Source organism: Candidatus Thorarchaeota archaeon (assembly GCA_013388835.1).
In the GTDB taxonomy this organism is placed as follows: Archaea; Asgardarchaeota; Thorarchaeia; order Thorarchaeales; family Thorarchaeaceae; genus JACAEL01.
This window is the reverse complement of sequence record JACAEL010000054.1, coordinates 1-17,588: the sequence shown is the minus strand read 5'-3', so window position 1 is coordinate 17,588 and position 17,588 is coordinate 1. Positions and strand designations below refer to the sequence as shown.

General features: G+C 54.7%; 12 protein-coding genes. All 12 read left to right on the top strand.

Going from position 1 to position 17,588, the window contains the following annotated elements; all coding sequences use genetic code 11:
- Positions 1 to 16 precede the first annotated feature (16 nt).
- The 12 genes from HXY34_09260 (at position 17) to HXY34_09205 (ending at position 17,346) form a co-directional block, all read left to right on the top strand.
- Positions 17 to 1,579: an NAD(P)-dependent oxidoreductase gene (locus HXY34_09260; GenBank protein NWF96319.1), complete on the top strand. Its 1,563-nt coding sequence runs from the start codon at positions 17 to 19 to the stop codon at positions 1,577 to 1,579.
- Between the two features lie 416 nt (positions 1,580 to 1,995).
- Positions 1,996 to 3,561, top strand: a complete 1,566-nt coding sequence (locus HXY34_09255; GenBank protein ID NWF96318.1) for a pyruvate carboxylase subunit B — start codon at positions 1,996 to 1,998, stop codon at positions 3,559 to 3,561.
- Complete coding sequence (locus HXY34_09250; GenBank protein ID NWF96317.1) at positions 3,561 to 4,088, top strand: hypothetical protein; 528 nt, start codon at positions 3,561 to 3,563, stop codon at positions 4,086 to 4,088. The genes HXY34_09255 and HXY34_09250 overlap by 1 nt, the downstream gene beginning before the upstream one ends.
- Positions 4,089 to 4,099: 11 nt before the next feature.
- The gene (locus HXY34_09245) at positions 4,100 to 5,266 is read left to right on the top strand and encodes a thiolase domain-containing protein (protein NWF96316.1); all 1,167 of its coding nucleotides are present in this window, start codon (positions 4,100 to 4,102) and stop codon (positions 5,264 to 5,266) included.
- 166 nt (positions 5,267 to 5,432) lie between these two features.
- Positions 5,433 to 6,599, top strand: a complete 1,167-nt coding sequence (locus HXY34_09240) for a hypothetical protein (protein NWF96315.1) — start codon at positions 5,433 to 5,435, stop codon at positions 6,597 to 6,599.
- Between the two features lie 3 nt (positions 6,600 to 6,602).
- A complete protein-coding gene (locus HXY34_09235) occupies positions 6,603 to 13,127 on the top strand; it encodes a hypothetical protein (protein NWF96314.1) in 6,525 nt (2,174 codons plus the stop codon).
- 186 nt (positions 13,128 to 13,313) lie between these two features.
- Positions 13,314 to 14,201 (top strand): hypothetical protein, encoded by an 888-nt coding sequence (locus HXY34_09230; protein NWF96313.1) that lies wholly within the window; start codon positions 13,314 to 13,316, stop codon positions 14,199 to 14,201.
- Complete coding sequence (locus HXY34_09225; GenBank protein NWF96312.1) at positions 14,198 to 14,770, top strand: hypothetical protein; 573 nt, start codon at positions 14,198 to 14,200, stop codon at positions 14,768 to 14,770. Before HXY34_09230 ends, HXY34_09225 begins: the two co-directional genes overlap by 4 nt.
- 17 nt (positions 14,771 to 14,787) lie before the next feature.
- A complete protein-coding gene (locus HXY34_09220; protein NWF96311.1) occupies positions 14,788 to 15,159 on the top strand; it encodes a hypothetical protein in 372 nt (123 codons plus the stop codon).
- Positions 15,160 to 15,217: 58 nt separating this feature from the next.
- Positions 15,218 to 16,615, top strand: a complete 1,398-nt coding sequence (locus HXY34_09215) for a hypothetical protein (GenBank protein NWF96310.1) — start codon at positions 15,218 to 15,220, stop codon at positions 16,613 to 16,615.
- A 26-nt stretch (positions 16,616 to 16,641) separates the two neighbouring features.
- The gene (locus tag HXY34_09210; protein NWF96309.1) at positions 16,642 to 16,983 is read left to right on the top strand and encodes a hypothetical protein; all 342 of its coding nucleotides are present in this window, start codon (positions 16,642 to 16,644) and stop codon (positions 16,981 to 16,983) included.
- Positions 16,984 to 17,115: 132 nt separating this feature from the next.
- Positions 17,116 to 17,346, top strand: coding sequence for an OB-fold domain-containing protein (locus HXY34_09205; protein NWF96308.1), 231 nt, complete (start codon positions 17,116 to 17,118; stop codon positions 17,344 to 17,346).
- Positions 17,347 to 17,588: the final 242 nt, after the last annotated feature.

The following is a 17,588-nucleotide window of genomic DNA, read 5'->3' as shown; positions in this document are numbered from 1 at the left end:
GCCCGTAGAGATGTTGATGACGACCAAGGAGAAGGTATTACTACTCGGTGCCTCCGGTTCTATGGGCTACGCCGCATTCATCGAGCTTTGGAACAGGAAGCGTGAGAACGGAGAGCGACAGTACGACATTGTCCTGCTTCTTCGTCCGTCTGAGAAGAATCGCAGGATGTTCACTCCATACGCAGTCGAGTGTGGACTCGACTGTCTCACCCAGAGAGTCCAAGAGGGTCACGGACTCAAGATTGTCTGGGGGGACGCGACTGTCTATGAGGACATTCTAGAAGCCGTCCGTGGTGTCGACTCCATTCTCTGCCCGATGGCGTTCATAGCTCCCGCCGCAGACCATGACCCTGAGACATCAAAGGCCGTGAACGTGACAGCGATACAGTACGTCGTAAAGGCAATCCACGAAGTTGGTGGCGCCGAACACATCCGGCTTGTCTACGTCGGGTCGGTCGCTGAGACCGGAGACCGGCTGCAGTCAATCCATATGGGCCGGGTTGGCGACCCACTCAAGCCATCCATTTTTGACTTCTATGCCACATGCAAGATTCGAGGAGAACGCGCAGTCATAGAGTCAGGTCTGAAGTACTGGGTCTCGTTGAGACAGACCTACATTGCAGTCCCTGACGCGATGAGCCTCATGGATCCAATAATGTTCCATCAGCCCATAGACACATGTATTGAGTTGAATACGGTGGCAGACGCAGGACGTGGTCTGGTGAACTGCCTAGACGTTCCCAGAGACTCGGACTTCTGGCGGCGTGTCTACAACATGGGGGGTGGCCCGTCATGTAGGGTGGTCTTCATTGAGTACATAGAACGCATGATGAGACTTCTCGGGCTCGGCGACTATCGCAAGATCATGGAACGAAAGTGGTTCGCTCTCCGAAACTTCCATTGCCAGTTCTTTGAAGACAGCTGGATTCTGAACGAGTACATCCACAACTGGAGGGAGAGCATTGAAGACCACTATCGCCAAGTGATGGAGAACAGGCCTTTGGTCGTCAGGCTCGCTGCAGGTCTGCTTCGGATTCCGGGCCTGCGAGTGATTGTCCAGAGAGCTGCCAGGCGAAGGATGGAGCAGATGGTACGCGGACCAGACGGTACTCTGTTCTGGTACGAGTCACGAAACGACCGGAGAATCTCAGCCTTCTATGGCTCCTATGAGAGATACGAGCAGATTGGCGACTGGGACGACCCCGACATGCCTGACCTGCGACCAGCATGGGTGCGGTTGAGTCACGGTTACGATGAATCAAAGCCCCGTCTGGAGATTGAAGACCTTCGAAGCGCAGCCGCATTTCGCGGTGGTGCGCTTGTCTCCAGTGAATGGAGTGGTGACATGTATGAGAGACTAGAGTGGACTTGTGCAGTCGGCCATCAGTTCTCTGGCAGTCCATATCTTGTGCTCAAGGCAGGCCACTGGTGTCCCAACTGCCTACCCCCTCCGTGGGACTACGATGAGGAGGCCAAGAGGAACCCCTTCTTTGCCCAAGTTTGGTACCCCAACCATGACCGCAACGAGAGGAACTACTATCCTGAGGACTGCTATCTTGACGTGTTGAAATGCGGCTAGGCAGAGTGACACCTACCAAATCGTAGAGTCGTCGTTCGAAGGACCGGCCTGCTTCTGCCAAGGCTGTTCCATCTCCGCCTTCTTCTTCAGGTACATTCTGCGGCCAAAACAGGCGATAACTATCCCAAAGGCACATCCGAAGATGGCACTAGTGACGAGGAATGACACACCGGCGTCATAGAGTGGGACACCTCATCTGCCATTCCTGTGCTTTGGAACTCTCTCACCTCCTGTTGTACATGCTGCCACAGACTACACTGAAACCGACTCCGTTTGTCGTCCGAGTAAAGGGAGGCGTGTGTCAGCGACGTCTCATGGTCCAGCACTCGACGCACATGACGGTAAGTGTCCACTGTCCCGGTTAAGCTCGGCAGAACGACTATATACATGTCCTCAAGTTGTCGCTGTTGTTCAACATGGCAAGGCTCCGAATCACTGACACCACTCTTCGCGACGCCCATCAGTCACTGATTGCGACCCGTATGCGGACAGAGCATATGCTGCCGATTTGTGAGAAGATTGACAGAGTCGGGTACCATTCCCTTGAGATGTGGGGAGGAGCAACCTTTGACTCGATGATGCGCTTTCTGGACGAAGACCCATGGGAACGCGTCGAGCTTCTACGCGATGCCATGCCGCACACCAAGTTTCAGATGCTTCTTCGCGGCGGCAATCTGGTTGGGTACAGGGGCTACCCTGATGATGTGGTCGAGGCCTTCGTGGCCGAGGCAGTGAAAGTGGGGATTGACATCTTCAGAGTCTTTGATGCTCTCAACGATGAACGAAACATGTCTGCAGCGATGAAGTCAGTGAAGCGAGAGGGCGCTCATCTACAGGCGAGCATCAGCTACACACTCTCACCTGTGCACACGACAGACCGCTATGTTGAGTTCGCAAAGACGCTCGCGGCCATGGACGCCGACTCGATCTGCATCAAGGACATGGCCGGTCTCATATCGCCTCAGGCCGCCTTCGATCTGGTATCACGCCTGAAGAGAGAGGTCGGCCTACCAGTGCAGCTGCACTCCCACTATACCAGCGGTATGGCTTCCATGGCTTACATGCGAGGAGCGGAAGCGGGTGTGGATGTCGTTGACTGTGCCATATCCGCCCTCTCCATGTCGACTTCTCAGCCAGCCACTGAGTCGATTGTGGAGGCCATGAGAGGGACTCCTTTTGACACTGGACTGGACATCACTCTGCTCGCCGAGATAGCGGACTACTTCAGAAGGGTCCGCCGCAAGTACTCTCAGTTTGAGGGCAACCTTCAGGGTGTTGACCCGCAAGTCCTTGTGTTTCAGATCCCGGGAGGGATGCTCTCCAATCTGGATGCACAGCTGAGAGAACAGGGTGCCCAAGACCGTTATGACGAGGTGCTTGCGGAGGTGCCACGGGTGAGAGCGGAACTCGGTTACCCACCGCTGGTCACCCCGACGAGCCAGATCGTTGGCACGCAGGCCACGCTTAATGTCATAACTGGCGAGCGGTACAAGATTGTGCCAAACGAAGTGAAGCAGTACGTTCGAGGCTTCTACGGTCGTCCCCCCGGCGAGATTGACCCCAAGATTAGGAAGATGATTCTCGGCGACGAGAAGCCACTGGATGTCCGTGCTGCGGACCTTCTTGAGCCCGAGATGCCAAAGGCCCGCGAAGCACTGAAACTGATTCCTCATTTGCCAAGGGACGAGGTATCATATGCCCTGTTCCCACAGTATGCGCTTGACTTCCTCAAGCGTCGGGCCGAACGCAAGAAGCTGGGGCGGATATCGCTGGAACAGGAGGTTGCAATCATAATTGCAGCTCTACATGTCGAGTCCCAAAACGTCCGGAGCACTGGTGTCCGTGACGAAATGGGTTCGATGTGGGGACATGCTGGCCGCGATGAGTTGATGGCAGGCCGGACTGAAGCTCAGAGCACTGTGAACTGGAGCAGGGCGGGGCGGAGAGAGATAATGCGGTCACGGTTACAAGGTGGTCCCTAATGAGTCAGGAGTACAATGTTTCCATCGGCGAGAAGACACTGAAAGCGGATGTGAGGCGACTGGATGAGGGTGGAGTGCTCATTGTACGTGTCGGGGACCAGAGCTTCACGCTAAAGCCAACTCCTGATAAGGATGGTGTGGTCTTCGTAAATGATGGTGTCACCGACCACAGAGTGAAAGTCCTCAGACGACAGGGCACCAACGTTCATGTTGAGCTCAACGGTGAATCAAAGAACGTGGTTGTGGAACGGGTCCCTAAGACCGTTGACAGCAGAGCGGTCGTCTCTTCTGCTTCATCCCGAAGCAAGCGAGTCGCAGGGGGTGTCTACCCTCCGATGCCCGGGAAGATCACAGAAGTCCGGGTGAAAGTCGGTGACAGCGTCGAGTCGGGGGCCACTGTGTGTATCCTCGAGGCCATGAAGATGTTCAATGAGCTCAAGGCTCCAAAGTCTGGTCGGGTAAAAGAGCTGAATGTTCGTCCTGGTTCAGCAGTGACTCCAGACGACCTTCTTGTTCTGGTTGAGTGAGGTTGGGACGATTGAGACCCGTACGCGTGATTGGTGTGGGAATGACCCCTTTCGGTGTCCTCTCACAGTCCATACTTGAGCTCGCAGAGTCTGCTGCCATCGAGGCAATGGCAGACTGCGCTATCGCATCGTCCACGGTTGATCGACTCGTCGTGGCGACACAGAATCCCGATGAGTTCACCGGGGTGGGACACCTGTCAACCCTCGTTGCCGACCGGATTGGACTCGTTCCTGCAGGAGCCACTCGCGTCGAGACCGGCCCATCAGCTGGGTCCAGCGCCTTCGAAGTGGGTTACGCCATGGTTGCGTCGGGTCTGGTTGAGACGGTGCTCGTGGTCGGCGTGGAAAAGATGTCGAGTGTTGAGCGGGGGGTCGCATCGAGAATCCTTGCGAAGATGATGTCATACGAGAGTGAGACAAGGTATGGTGGCACTCCTGCCTCGTTGGCAGCGCTCATCGCACGACGGTATATGCATGACTACGGACTGACAAGGGACCAACTCTCGCTCGTTCCAGTGAAGGCCCACAGGAATGGTGCTCGGAATCCGTTGGCTCATTTTCGCAAGGAGGTGACTGTCGAACAGGTAAATGCCTCAAAGACTGTTGCAGACCCTCTCACCGTCTACGACTGTTGTCCAACGAGCGATGGGGCTGCTGCTATAGTCCTCGCTTCTGAAGAGAAGTCGCGTCAGCTGGGCTGTCTGGACCGAGCTGTGCAGGTCGTTGGACTGGGACATGCCACGGACTATCATGCAGTACAACACCGATCGAGTCTCACCTCCCTCTCTGCCACGGTTCATGCTGCACGAGCTGCATTCCAGATGGCTCGCATAGGCCCCGGTGATATCAGTGTATGTGAACTACATGATGCCTTCTCTATTCTCGAAATCATCGACATGGAGGACGTGGGTCTGGTGGAGCGCGGCAAGGCCATTCAACACATTGTCGATGGTTCCACTCAGGTTGAGGGGTCAATCCCCGTGAACCCTACAGGTGGTCTCAAGGCCAGAGGCCATCCAACTGGAGCCACTGGGGTTGCTCAGATACGTGATGTGACTCTGCAGCTGCGAAATGAGCTTCCCAAGGGCATGCAAGTTGACTCCCCCGAATACGGTCTCTGTCACAACATCGGCGGCTTCGGAAACAACATTGTGGTGTCCATATTCAGACGCCCGTAGGCGCCTGCGACGCTTCCCCCATGCGGTGTCGAAGTTTCATCCAAGATTCGCTTATTAAGTACTAGAGTGCTTGCTGGAGAATGATGTGTCTGGCCTAACGCAGATGCTGTGACTGTCCGCAGATGGCTGAACCCCATACAACACGCACTACATAGGAGAATATGCCATGCCCGAAGGACTTGCTGTTCTGAAATGGGATGATGAGCTAGGACCCGTTGTGACAGCCAAGACCCCCAAGAGTCTTGTGCTTGGTCTTGACCCTACGACCTCGATGAGAGTATATGGTATTGCCACTCTGGGTGAGACTGAGGAGTCTCAGAAGCCTGGATTCACCTCTCTCAGCTTCAATGACTTCAAGCTCGCTGTGTACTATGGCGGCTTGAATATGCATTTGAAGGGACTGCCGTCAATGGTGTTTCTTGTTCTATCGCCCGATGAGGAACCCGAGATCTACAAGGATGCACTGCCCGAGATTGCAACGCAGATATTCCTGACCACCGAGGAGAACAAGTATGTTGAGATGGTACCCAAGCTGTACGGGCAGATCTCTCGCTACACCGAGATGTCCATGGAACAGAAACAGGCACTGGTGCTGAACGACCCGGTGCGACGTGCTATCCTTCAGAGCCTGATGAAGGACGGGACAATGCAGTCATCGGACCTCGAACGTCTGATATTTGAGGAGGTCGGAAAGAAGATTGATGTGGACATAGTGCTTCGTCCACTTGTCAAGATGGGTGTGATTGCCACGGGGTGGGTGGAAGGACTGGCGTCCGAGGTGATATACCTCACTCGAGCAATTCTGGTCCTCAGGGCAGTACCCTCTGATGCAGTTCGTTCCATCCGGACCGGGATGGTCTCGCCGGAGGTCGTGGACCAGTATCTGGACATCCTTCGGAAGTATCACCGCGGATACATTGCCCGGCTTCGCAAGGACCTCCTTGAAACGATATGGTCGGAGGCAGCAGAGCTGGCAAAGCTCCTGCTCGACTTCGATATCTATGATGTACTCATGAAGGTTCGTGAGGGTCCCCTTGACATCGAGAAGCTGGGAGCACTCCTGGGAACCGACAAGAAGAAGCTCCGGGCGCAGATCAAGAGGCTCGAGGAGTCGCACATAGTAGTGCGGCTCAACGATGAAGAGGGCCGTGAACTGCTCCTACTGAAGAGCAACCCGCAAGTGATGACGGTATATCCAGAGTGGCTCATCCAGCGGACAGTCGAGCTCTACAACAGCGAGGACATACCCAGCAGACAGGCAAGTCACTACCTCGATGTTCTGAAGAGATTCCATCCCAGCAACAGGACAGCACTTGAACAGGAGGCTCGATAGGCAATGAAGAATCAACTGCGAATCACTATGATTGTGGCGATTGCAATCGTGTTCATGCTTCCGGTCTTGGCCGGGACGTCGAGTCCGGATTCATACGGTCTGAGTCCGACTCCGCAGTCCGGTAGAAGTGTCCAGGCGAACATTGATGAGAACACACCGTGGTGGAACACCTCCTACCACTACCGACGCCATGTCAACCTGACCGACACTAACGCGACAGCCCGATTCGATGTGCCCACACATGTCTTTACAACCTTCGACATCAACACATGTGCACCCAACTCCATTCGTGTTGTTGACTCGTCTGGTATCGAGGTGCCGTCACAGGTCTACAACAAGACGTTCTGGGACGGAGGTGTGTATCTCAAGAGCGCATCTGTATTCTGGTATGCCAATATCGCCGCGGATTCGACTGCCACCTACTGGATATACTACTCAGAGGACCTGGGTGTTGAGGAAGCCCAGTATGAGGCAGTTGTGTGGTTTGCACGCACTACCGGTACTCTGTCGGGCAAGTTCTCGCCCAACTTCTGGAGCTTCCGGGGTGAGTGGTACAATGTAACCATGTACAACGCAGCCGGAGGAAAGATGACAAATGGCGCTCACAAGATGGCTGATAGTTCTTGGAACTGGAACTGGGGGACAAACCAAGGGAGCATGCACTGGAACCCTGATGGCCTCGGAGGATCGGGCACAAGCGGAGTTGCGCCCATTGCCGGCACAACATTCGTGAACGTTGAGGGTCCGCTGTTCATCAACTACACGACGCAGATACCATTCGGCTCCTATGCCAAGATGAATGTCACCTACACTTTCTACAAGTGGGGTTGGGTGTTTAGGACTTACATTCAGTACACGGGCACGGTATCAGGAAGTGGTCGTACCGACGAGTGGGTGTGGTATCCATACCTGACAACCCGTGCGGTCGAAGTTGCCGTCGATGGCACACAGACCTACCACAGCAACTGGGCGCAGAGCGGCAACAAGGGAAAACCGGCGGGCTTCGGCTGGTGGAATGAGAACGGCATATCTCATGGCACTGTGAGAATCTCTCACAACAGCTGGAACACGAACCCGTCATACCCCAATGAATATGACAACTACTACTACAGATGGTGGGATCAATCATCTTACGAGTTCTGGGACACGGTGATTCCCACTATCTACGCAGTCTCGGGGACTGTCCTTGAAGAGACCTGCGCAATCGCAGTCTGGAATGCCACTGAGGGAACTAACGGTTATATGCGCATCTTCAATGCCACATCGCGCTATCTCCCCGTCTTCCGGACAGTGGGGCCAATCTCGTCGTATTCCTTCCGAATCAATGTCAAGGACCTCGGCGGCTCCGACATCTCAGGTGCCAACGTCACTCTCATCAATCTTGCAACTGGTTCTCGTCTCCTCAAGGCTGACGGTACTCCGTACACAGCGCTGACGGACACAAATGGAAATGTCACATTCCTGGGCCTTCTCAACAAGACTTACGGTATTGTTGCATGGATTGACTCTAGGACTTGGCTTCAGGAACAGACAGGGTCCACTGGCATGAATGTGACGTGGAGTGGGCAGAGGCTTGTAACAGGGCCCTTCACCCCTGTGAGTATCGTTCTTGAGCTGGCATCAATCACCATACATCTCGAAGACCTGATGGGTGGTGATCTGGGTACTGTTGATGCTGAGACGGTCTTGATTCGGTTGTACAACAGCACAGACAGCAACCCATCCAACTGGCGCTACTTGGACTATCGCAGTACTGACTCAAGCGGGTATGTGACATTCTACAGAGTCCCCAAGTGTGACTGGACTTTCAGATTCTCCTACTCTGACACTGACACAGGGCACATCTATCAGTGGCAGGACTTTGACAACTATGTATCCCACTCGATTGCAGAGAGTGAAATAAACGGAGACCTTGTGCGTGACTGGCAACTCCCGCTGGTCACCATAAGCTTCCATGTGGCCGCCTACGATGGTCTGAGTGTGCAGGACGCATACATTCGTCTCTCCAAGAAAGATACCGGTGACCCATATCCTGTGGCTGAAGGCGACTCAAAGTATAACGTCACTCACCTCACAGACAGCTCGGGGAATGTGGAGTTCTACAGAGTCCTGAACGGCACATGGACTGTCTTCCTGTACAGGAATGACAACTTTGGACAACTGACCTACAACAACTCCGTCACACTGAATGACGTCCAGACCGCGAGTTTCACGCAGATGCGAATTCCGCTGACAAGTCTGCGGGTTCTTGTAGAGGACGATGCACACAACCGTGTCACATCTGCGGAGATAAAGGTCTATGCGAATGGACAGCCGCTCATCACAGCATACAGTGACAGCACCGGGTTCTACAATTTCACATATATCAAGGCGAATGACACAGCTCTCCCGTTGTCCTACACGGTTGTAGTCACCAAGGCCGGGACTACCGTCGGGCCGCAGTCCGTCTATGCAGGCGTGGACTTCTGGCGTTGGAACCGTGTTGAACTGGTCGCCCTTGTCTATGGGTCTGCATATACGGAGCTGAACTGTACGGTCTCTGCAGAGATCTGGTACTTCGCAGGCAACTATACTTTCACAGTCGGATGGTACAATCGAACCGGGTCCACGACATGGACTGACATTCCACTCTCCGACTACTCCACTGGTTGGTTGAACTTCACAATCTGGTATGGCGGTGCGCCGATTGGCTTTGGCACATGGAACTCCATTGCTCCACTGTACGTGAGGCATGAGAGTTCAGGTAGCATGTTCTTCACCGTGGCGATTGATACGCTGCTCTTCAAGATGAACGCGAGCAGCACACCGTATATCATAAAGCTGGACGCCCATGCGCCTGGTTACAATGATCCTGCCACACATCAAATCACCGTGTACATCACGGCTCAGCAGACAACTGCCAAGGGATCGACGTCTGTCAGTGTCTACTGGTCAGACGGGGTCAGTCAGATCTACTCTCTATACGTCGCACCCACCGGACGACAGCCGTTCAATGTCTCTGACCTGTCGTACTACAACTACACAGTCTATGACCACGAGATGAACTTGGTCTCTACGGGCAACATGGTCCACCTTGGAAGTGGGCTGTATCGCTTCTCTGATGCAAGTCTCAACGCCTCTGACGCAGCGGTCTACCATGTAATCATCTGGCTATACCGCGCAAGCTGTGTGAACAGAACCGTTGACTTGACGGTAGAGGTCAAGCCCATCACCACTTCCTTGGTATGGAGTGTTCCACCCTCAAGCTATACTTGGGGTTCAGGCTTGTCTTCCGCAACACTCCAGTTGCTTGACATACCCCACGGTACGTCGGTGCCCACGGTCGACTCGGTGACCCTGCGATGGATTGACCCATTGACCAACCAGACCGTATACACGGACAGCTCTCCTCTGTTGGTCTACAGCTACTCGCGGATGCTTGTAGCGAATGGCACCTATAGGATAGAAGCCACGGTGAGAAAAGCCAACTATGTCACTGCTACTGTTCTCTCCGGTACGTTCTCGGTGTCGCCAGCTACGACGGAGATAGTCCTGACCAGTACTGACACGCTGACAATCGAGTGGGGGACTTATGCTCAGTTTGCTCTGGTCTACAGGCAGACATCCCCGCTTCTACCCCTTGCTGGAGCGTCGCTGGTTGCAATCAACTGGACTGGTGAAGTCCATCTCGTGGACAACGCTGATGGCTCCTACAGCCTACAAATGCTGGCAGTGCAGAAGGCATCGAATAGCACAGTCTCCTTCTCACTGTGGCTTCAGAACCGGACTGCTGCCTCCGCCCTGGTGACGGTCCGGGTCCTCGTACCTCTTCAGGTCACTGGTGAGGCTGGCATGTCCGAACAGGATCCAATCATGGAATACTGGACCAGAACGATAACCATCATCCTGGTAGCGGGTGACATGTCTGATGGTGCGAGCTATGTCAGTGGCGTGACGATGACACTCAGCATTCCTGCAGCGGGCGTCGAGACCATGATGACAGAGAATGCTACTGGCAAATACTACTGGTTCACGTTACCTGTGTCACAGTTGCCGGGCCCGGGAACATATGTGGCTCTGGTGGAAGCACACAGAGTTGGCTGTAAGTCTACGAGTGTGAATGTCTATGTCAAGGCGGTTGCAACGCCCACAGTTGCGACCACTGGAACGCCTCTCCTCACAGTGTACTATGCTGACACATTCTTGCTGAACTTCACATGGATGACAACAATCGATGGCATGCAGGGAGTCTCATCACCTGACATTGCTCAGATCATCCTGTGGAAGCAGACTGTCATGCTTCTTGCGAACGTCAGCGGCACCAGAGACCTCGGAAGCGGACTCTATGAGCTTGAGGTGGATAGCCGTGACCTTGGAATGAGCGCCGACACCAGACTGGCTCCGACCATGTACTTCTTCACCGTGACTCTTCAGAAGGTTGGCTATGAGGCCCCGTTGACTATAACCATTATCGTGCTCGTCCTGCAGACGCCCACCGAGTTGACGGCCGAAGCGGTCGACCCAGTCATCTGGTCGGAAAACATCGTTGTGAGAGTGCACCTGCGAGACATCGTGCACGACGAGTACATCTGGACTGGCGCAACAGTCACGTTCAGGTATGGTGCGTCTGCAGCGAACTTCACGTCACTGGGCAATGGTACCTTTGTTCTGGTCGCGCTCTCCAGCGATTTCTTCAGCGCTTCCGACACACCCTATACGGCAGTGGTCGCGTATAGCATCCCGAACTATGTCGACGGTGAGATTGAAGTCACCGTGCGGGTCGACCCCAAGCCAGCACATGTACTCGTCTATCCATATGACACAACCCACGACTGGGGTCAGCAATTCGTCTTGGTGTTTGAAGTGAGAATCAACGGCACCACATCAAGGATGTCTGTCCAGTCAGCAGGCTTCTACTGGTCCGGCTATCCCACAGTCAATGGGTCATTCTCCTACGACAGCGTGTACGACTTGTACTCGGGGACCATCGACACAGGTCGAGTACCCTCTGGTACGCGTACTCTGGTTGTTGTTGCGTCGAAGCAGAACTACTCCATTCCAGCTGTGCAGATTGTGCTCAATGTCCTGCCGCTTGAGACTGTGTTGACTCCTTTGAACGCCGACCCGTTGGTGGTCGTGTTCTCTGTCAACAGGAGCATTCAGGTTCGTCTGGCATACACCTATGCGTGGAACAGCACACCTCTCGCTGGAGCGACAGTGACCTTCATGTGGGCTGGACTGCTGCGCACAGCCTCCTTCTCCAACGGGGTCTATGTGTTCCAGTTTGACCCATCTGCTGACACAACCCTTGCAGTGCCGGGAAGGTACCACCTTAACTTCACATCATCTCTGGCCAACCACACAACTGCAGTCTGCTCGATTCCGCTCAGTCTGGCCGCTGCAACCGAGATTCGTGGCGGACCGTATCGGGTGGAGTCTGAACAAGACCTAGACCTAGTCTTCGCGTACTGGGACATTGTTAACAACGTACCTGTGGCTGCAGTCGCCACTGCTCTGGTACAATACCAGATTGGCAATTCTGCGTTCGTAACGGTCTCCAGTGACCAGTTCAACGGCACTCACTACATCATCCATCTTCGCGGAAGCGAGCTCGGAGAGGTCAGTCCCTTCCCGAAGCAGATACGCATAGTCGCCTCTGCATTTGGCTATCAGAACTGGACCACATCGGCTGACGACACGCCGCAGTACGTACTTGTGTATGTGGATCCCCCAACAGTATCAATACTGGGCTTCAGAGTGGCGCGCGACACAGTCCTCCTGGTCGCTTCGATGACAGTCGCCTTTGGTCTTCTGGCAGGAACTGTGACCGCCGTACGCCGCTGGCGAGTCCCGTACCAGATCAAGCAAATCAACCGTGCTCTGAAGAGTATAGAGGCCGGTCGCCGCGCGACAGTGGAAGGGATAAAGGACATTGGCGCGGTCATCTCGGAGTTACTCGCCCCCGGTCTTGCAGAACTCGACATGGCTGCACCAGCTCTTGAGGTCGGAGCAGCAGAGGGCGAGGAAGTGGTGAGTCCCGAGACCATTGCGCTTCTCGACGAACTCGACGCTCTTGAAGGAGTGGCTGAGCCCGGTCCGAGAACCACGACCGACTTTGAGTCGGAGCTGCGTGAGGAGCTCGAGCACGTAGCTGAGTCCACTCCGGAAGTGACCGCTCCGACAGTGACCGAGCCTGTTTCAACACCCTCGGAGGAGAAGCCCGAGGCTGAAGTTGGTAAGGAGACACCAGAGGAGGAGAAGCACGAAAGCACTGATGTCGGGCCTGAGCACCGAGATGAGGACCTTGACAAGGAGCCTGAAGGCGACACCGAGAGCTTGTCTGACTCGGATGCAGACTCCAGACCAATCGAAGACTCATCCGATGAAACGCACGAGTCAGAAGACGCTGACGAAGAGGGTTCGGAACAGGAGACTGTCGGAATTGACTCGGAGGGTCCTGCCGGCGACCTTCCAGACGACTACAGTGAAGCAGAATCGGCCGATGAAGACCTCTCCGGAGGGGATGACGACTCGATTGATGAAGCATGAACGTTCGATTGTGCAGAGATATCAGTCGTGGCCGACCTTGGTGCGTGAGAGTCCGTGTGACCCGGCCGCCCCTCCGAGGTCGGCACCCCAGCCAGTCCTCTTCCGAGGCAGACATGGATGCCTGTTGGTGTCTGGAGTGACTGTCCTTCCAATATGGACCTCTCAGACACTTCAGGAGGTGAAGAGATGATACGCGAGCTGCATGTGTTCAAGGAAGGGAAACTCATACTTCAAGATGTCATTGTACCGAACAAGGACCTCGACACCACAGCTGTCATGATGCTTGTGTCCTCTTCTGCCAAGAAACTGCAGGAGTGGAAGATTGACAGCATGGAGATAGAGCGGTACCGGTTTGTGTATCTCAACTCACACAACACGCAGTTCATTGTCACGATGGACCGACAGGCATCCCTCCAGAAGGTGAACGAGGCCATGATGAACTTGGTCTCCAAGTTCATGACATCCTATGAAGGTGTCCTTGAGAGTGACGAGTGGAGGTCGACTGACTTCCAGCCGTTCAAGGAGGCTTTCAGAACAATCGTCGGTCGTAATCCCGTGAAGGTGTGTCTCGCGGGCCATGGAGGCACGGGAAAGACCACTCTTCTCGAGTTAGCAACTCTTCCCTCCAAGGGGCCGCCCCAGGAGTACGTGCCAACATTCTTCGGTGACAAGGCTCTGCTCAAGGCAGATTTCGACCCATATCTCTTCAGTATCTTCGACTTGGGTGGTCAAGACAGGTTTGTTCAGGAGTGGGGGAAGATCATTCGCTCTGGGAGCATGGTTGTGCTTGTGACTGACTCCACGAAGGACAACATCGCATGGACGAAACGCGTGGCCTATCCTGTTCTGAGGGCCGAACTGCCATATGCGCGGGCCATAGCCGTTGCGAACAAGCAGGACCTGCCGGGGGCTCTGTCACCGGAAGAAGTCGGGAAACGACTTGACGTACCTGCCTATGGAATGCAGGCCAACAAGCGTGACTTCCGTGAACGGTGGCTCTCCCTTCTGAGGGCGCTAGCATTTGAGGAAATTGACTTCAAGCTCGTACAGGACATTGAGGTGGAAGAGTCATGAGTGATGACAAGAAGGCACGGAGCGTAGTAGACGAGAAGGAGCGCATTCGTCTTATCCAAGAGATTGGCAAGATCAAGGAGACTCTTGACAGTTTCAAGTATGGACTGAACTTTGAGGAGTTTGCGGACGAGATATTCAAGACCATCGACCGACAGACGATTTCAATGAAGAAACTCCAGGAGTCCATGGACTCTATCCTTGAGCGGTTGAAAAGGCTTGAAGCGCATCTAGATGAAGGCATCAAGGTGCGACTGCGCGGACAACTGACCTCTGACGCTGCTGGGTCTGCGGCAGAGGAGATTGTGATAGAGCCGCAGGCAGAACCAGTCAAAGAGGCCGCCAAAGAGGACACAGTCGGCTCAGAACGCAGAGCTGCTCTAGAGGCTGAGGCTTCGGAGCTGCGAGTGAAGATTGCGCGGCTGTTTGAAAAAGAGAACGAGTTCATCGAAATGCAGCTGAACGACCCCGCCAGTGCTGCAGAATACGATGAGAAGTCAAAAGTGACTAGGACAATGAGGCGGGAACTGGAGCGACAGCTAAGAGATATAGAAGCTGAGCTTGGCAAATAGTGTGGAGGTGTTAGCAGTTGGGTATATTTGACACGTGGAAACGGAAGAAGTCTAGCGACTCGGTGAGGTCGGTCAGAGGCAGAGAGGTGCAGCTTGCAGGTTCACAGCCCCCCAAGGTGGAGGTGTCTCGGATTGAGGCTCTCTCTCCTGAGAAGCAGGACGAGGTGGTTTCTCTGGTGGCCGAGTACGAGCGTCTCTCTGCGCGGAGAGAGGAACTTCAGAGGGAACGCGGTGACTTGACGGCCCGACTCGACCGCCAAGAGATCACCCCCAACGACTTCAGGAAGGAACTGATGGCGCGGATTCAGGAGGCATCGCAAGTCAGCGAGCGTCTGAAGGAAACCATGGCACGTCTCACCGAACTGGGATATCGCGGCGTTCTTCACTGAGGTGGTTTCTCTGGCAGGACGCGACCAGCATAGCCGGGATGATGAAAGCGAGTCGGACATGGAGGAGAAGACTCGGCGGCTAATGGAGGACGCGTTGAGCAAGGAGCCACGTTTCACTGAAACACACGCAGCTGGTGGTTCACAGCAGAGCCCGCCCGAGTCCGGAGAGGCGGGCCCTGCACAGGTGGACGAGACCTTTCGCAGGATTCAGGTCCGATTTCAGGACATGCTCTCGTCAATAGAAGAGAGTGTCAAGTCTGCTCAGCCATCGGTGGACTCATCCATTGAAGCCACCTTCAAGACCATCTCTGCCAGTCTACAGGCAGCAGGACTGGGAGTATTCGGAGCCAAGGCCGCAAGAATGATGAAAGAAGAGATTCATAAGTCATTCAGTGTCGACCTGCTCCTGCGTCCCGTGCTGGCAGCAATTGCTGAATGTCGTAGTGAAATCGATGACATGATATCGAAGACAGCAAGGGGTACATCACGTCGTCTGGGTCAGTCACAGATACGCCTCCAGGCCAAGGCCGTGCAGATGTACTCCCGAATCGTCGAGCAAGAGAAGCAGCTTGAGGTCGCAGTCGCACATGTTCGAAAGTGGCGACAGCGTGTTGCGGAGCTGGAAGAACAGCTTGAAGCGCAGAGGACGCAGGCGAGCCACATGGATGCTGAGATCTCTCGGCTCCGAGAGACCATGCGCTCCATGTCAGACGAGGTCGAAGCGAGGAACGAGACAATAACCCGGCTCGAGGGCGACCTGGCCAAGGCCGCAAGCCAGATTGAGCAACAGAAGGCCCTGCTTGCAGAACTGGGGTCTGCCGAGGAGATGATGCGCTCGTTCGAACGAATGTCCATGGAGTTGGCTAATGCACAGGGCCGGCTCAAAGAAGCTGAAGAGCGGGTCGCGCAGAAGGACGCAATGGTCCAGTATATGCGAGAAGAGATGGCACGGATGGAGGACGAGCGTGCAGCAATGGACGCGCGTCTTAACAAACTGAACGACGAGGTGATCGCAGCAAATGCCAGAGCTGGAAGCGTCGCGGAGGAAGCCAAGGCTCTGAAGCTAGAGGTGGACGAACTCAAGGCTCGCTGGAGTCTGTTATTCAGTGTGGCGGAGGATGAACCCTCTTTCCAGGCCTATTTCCTGCTCGCAGACAAGAAGTCCAACTGGCTCCCAATCTCGCATCTCTCTTCTGCTCTGGGGATTCCCTCTGTGCGCTTGAAGCTTCAGATGGAGAAGTTTGTAGAAACAGGGCTTGTTGAGATTGACGGTGATAGGATACGGGCAAGGAACATCTCAGATGCCGCGAGGGAGCTGGCCGGCAGCGATGCTAGGCTCGTGGAGGAAATGAAGGCTTCGCTGGAGGAAACGGGCAGCGTGACACTGGAGGCATTCGACATCACTGAACCGCCACTCGATGAGGATGACACGGAGCGAGAAGCAGATGATAAGTGAGGTGCACCGCAGCTGGAGGTATTGAATTGACAAGACCCCTCAATGAAGTGATGCGTCAGCTTGAGAACTACACACTCAGTTGGCACCACTGGTTGATCGTCCTGTATCTGTTGAAGGTCGGAGGTAGCGGGACGGCAGGTCAGATACTCTCTATCCTCAAGAAGGAGGGATTCTCATCTCATTCCATCATGCAAGTCCTCAAGAGAGACCTAGTGGAACTCGGCGAGGCCATCGACGTTGAGGGTGACATTGAGAACCCGCAGGATGCAACCGTTGTCACCTTGACCAGTGACCCTCGTTTCCAGTCATTCCTCAAGAAGCATCTGAAGTCCGTGGTGGCAAGCCTCAAGACGAGATCGTCGAGGTAATCCTTTTGAGGTCTTGCACATCGAAACGTGCGAACTGGAATGAGCATTCGTGCTTCAAGATGCATGTCCTGTCTGAGGTATGTCATACCACCCAGGCCTATCTGTCCCTACTGTGGAGTGAATGGCGGTAAGATGAGTGAGGTCCGCGTAGGGGAGTCTGGGGTCGTCCAGAGCTACACTGTCTTGGAGATGCCCCCGGAGGGGTTTGAGCCCCCGGTTGTCCTTGCTCTCGTCGAGCTTGACGATGGTCCTGCCACGCTCTGCATCGGGTCTGCACGGAGTCGAGACAGACTCGCTATTGGCACAAGAGTCAACGTCAGCATGGATGAGTCTGGCCGGTTCCTCTTCTCACTCATTCAGTGAGATTCGACGGGACCATAGTCAACGGGGGCGACTCTGCCGCAGTCGTGCAGAAGTTGAGAGCTCGTCGACATGTTGTGCAGGTACGGGAGTCCCATACGGTTCAGTGGCAATTGTGCTGCCCAGTCCAGCTGACCCCGAAGTGTGGCCGTAGTGTCCGGACCTGTCTGTGTGACAATCCCACATTGATTGTCCTGTTCAACTGACAAGCAGTGTTGTTGCTTGGTTCATCGGACCGTGTGGAG

What these genes read in the sequence shown, in the direction of transcription:
- HXY34_09240 (NWF96315.1), top strand. Translation starts at nt 5,433, where the DNA reads ATGCCCGAAGGACTTGCTGTTCTGAAATGGGATGATGAGCTAGGACCC.
- HXY34_09225 (NWF96312.1), top strand. Translation starts at nt 14,198, where the DNA reads ATGAGTGATGACAAGAAGGCACGGAGCGTAGTAGACGAGAAGGAGCGC.
- HXY34_09230 (NWF96313.1), top strand. Translation starts at nt 13,314, where the DNA reads ATGATACGCGAGCTGCATGTGTTCAAGGAAGGGAAACTCATACTTCAA.
- HXY34_09255 (NWF96318.1), top strand. Translation starts at nt 1,996, where the DNA reads ATGGCAAGGCTCCGAATCACTGACACCACTCTTCGCGACGCCCATCAG.
- HXY34_09250 (NWF96317.1), top strand. Translation starts at nt 3,561, where the DNA reads ATGAGTCAGGAGTACAATGTTTCCATCGGCGAGAAGACACTGAAAGCG.
- HXY34_09215 (NWF96310.1), top strand. Translation starts at nt 15,218, where the DNA reads ATGGAGGAGAAGACTCGGCGGCTAATGGAGGACGCGTTGAGCAAGGAG.
- HXY34_09205 (NWF96308.1), top strand. Translation starts at nt 17,116, where the DNA reads ATGAGTGAGGTCCGCGTAGGGGAGTCTGGGGTCGTCCAGAGCTACACT.
- HXY34_09235 (NWF96314.1), top strand. Translation starts at nt 6,603, where the DNA reads ATGAAGAATCAACTGCGAATCACTATGATTGTGGCGATTGCAATCGTG.
- HXY34_09260 (NWF96319.1), top strand. Translation starts at nt 17, where the DNA reads ATGACGACCAAGGAGAAGGTATTACTACTCGGTGCCTCCGGTTCTATG.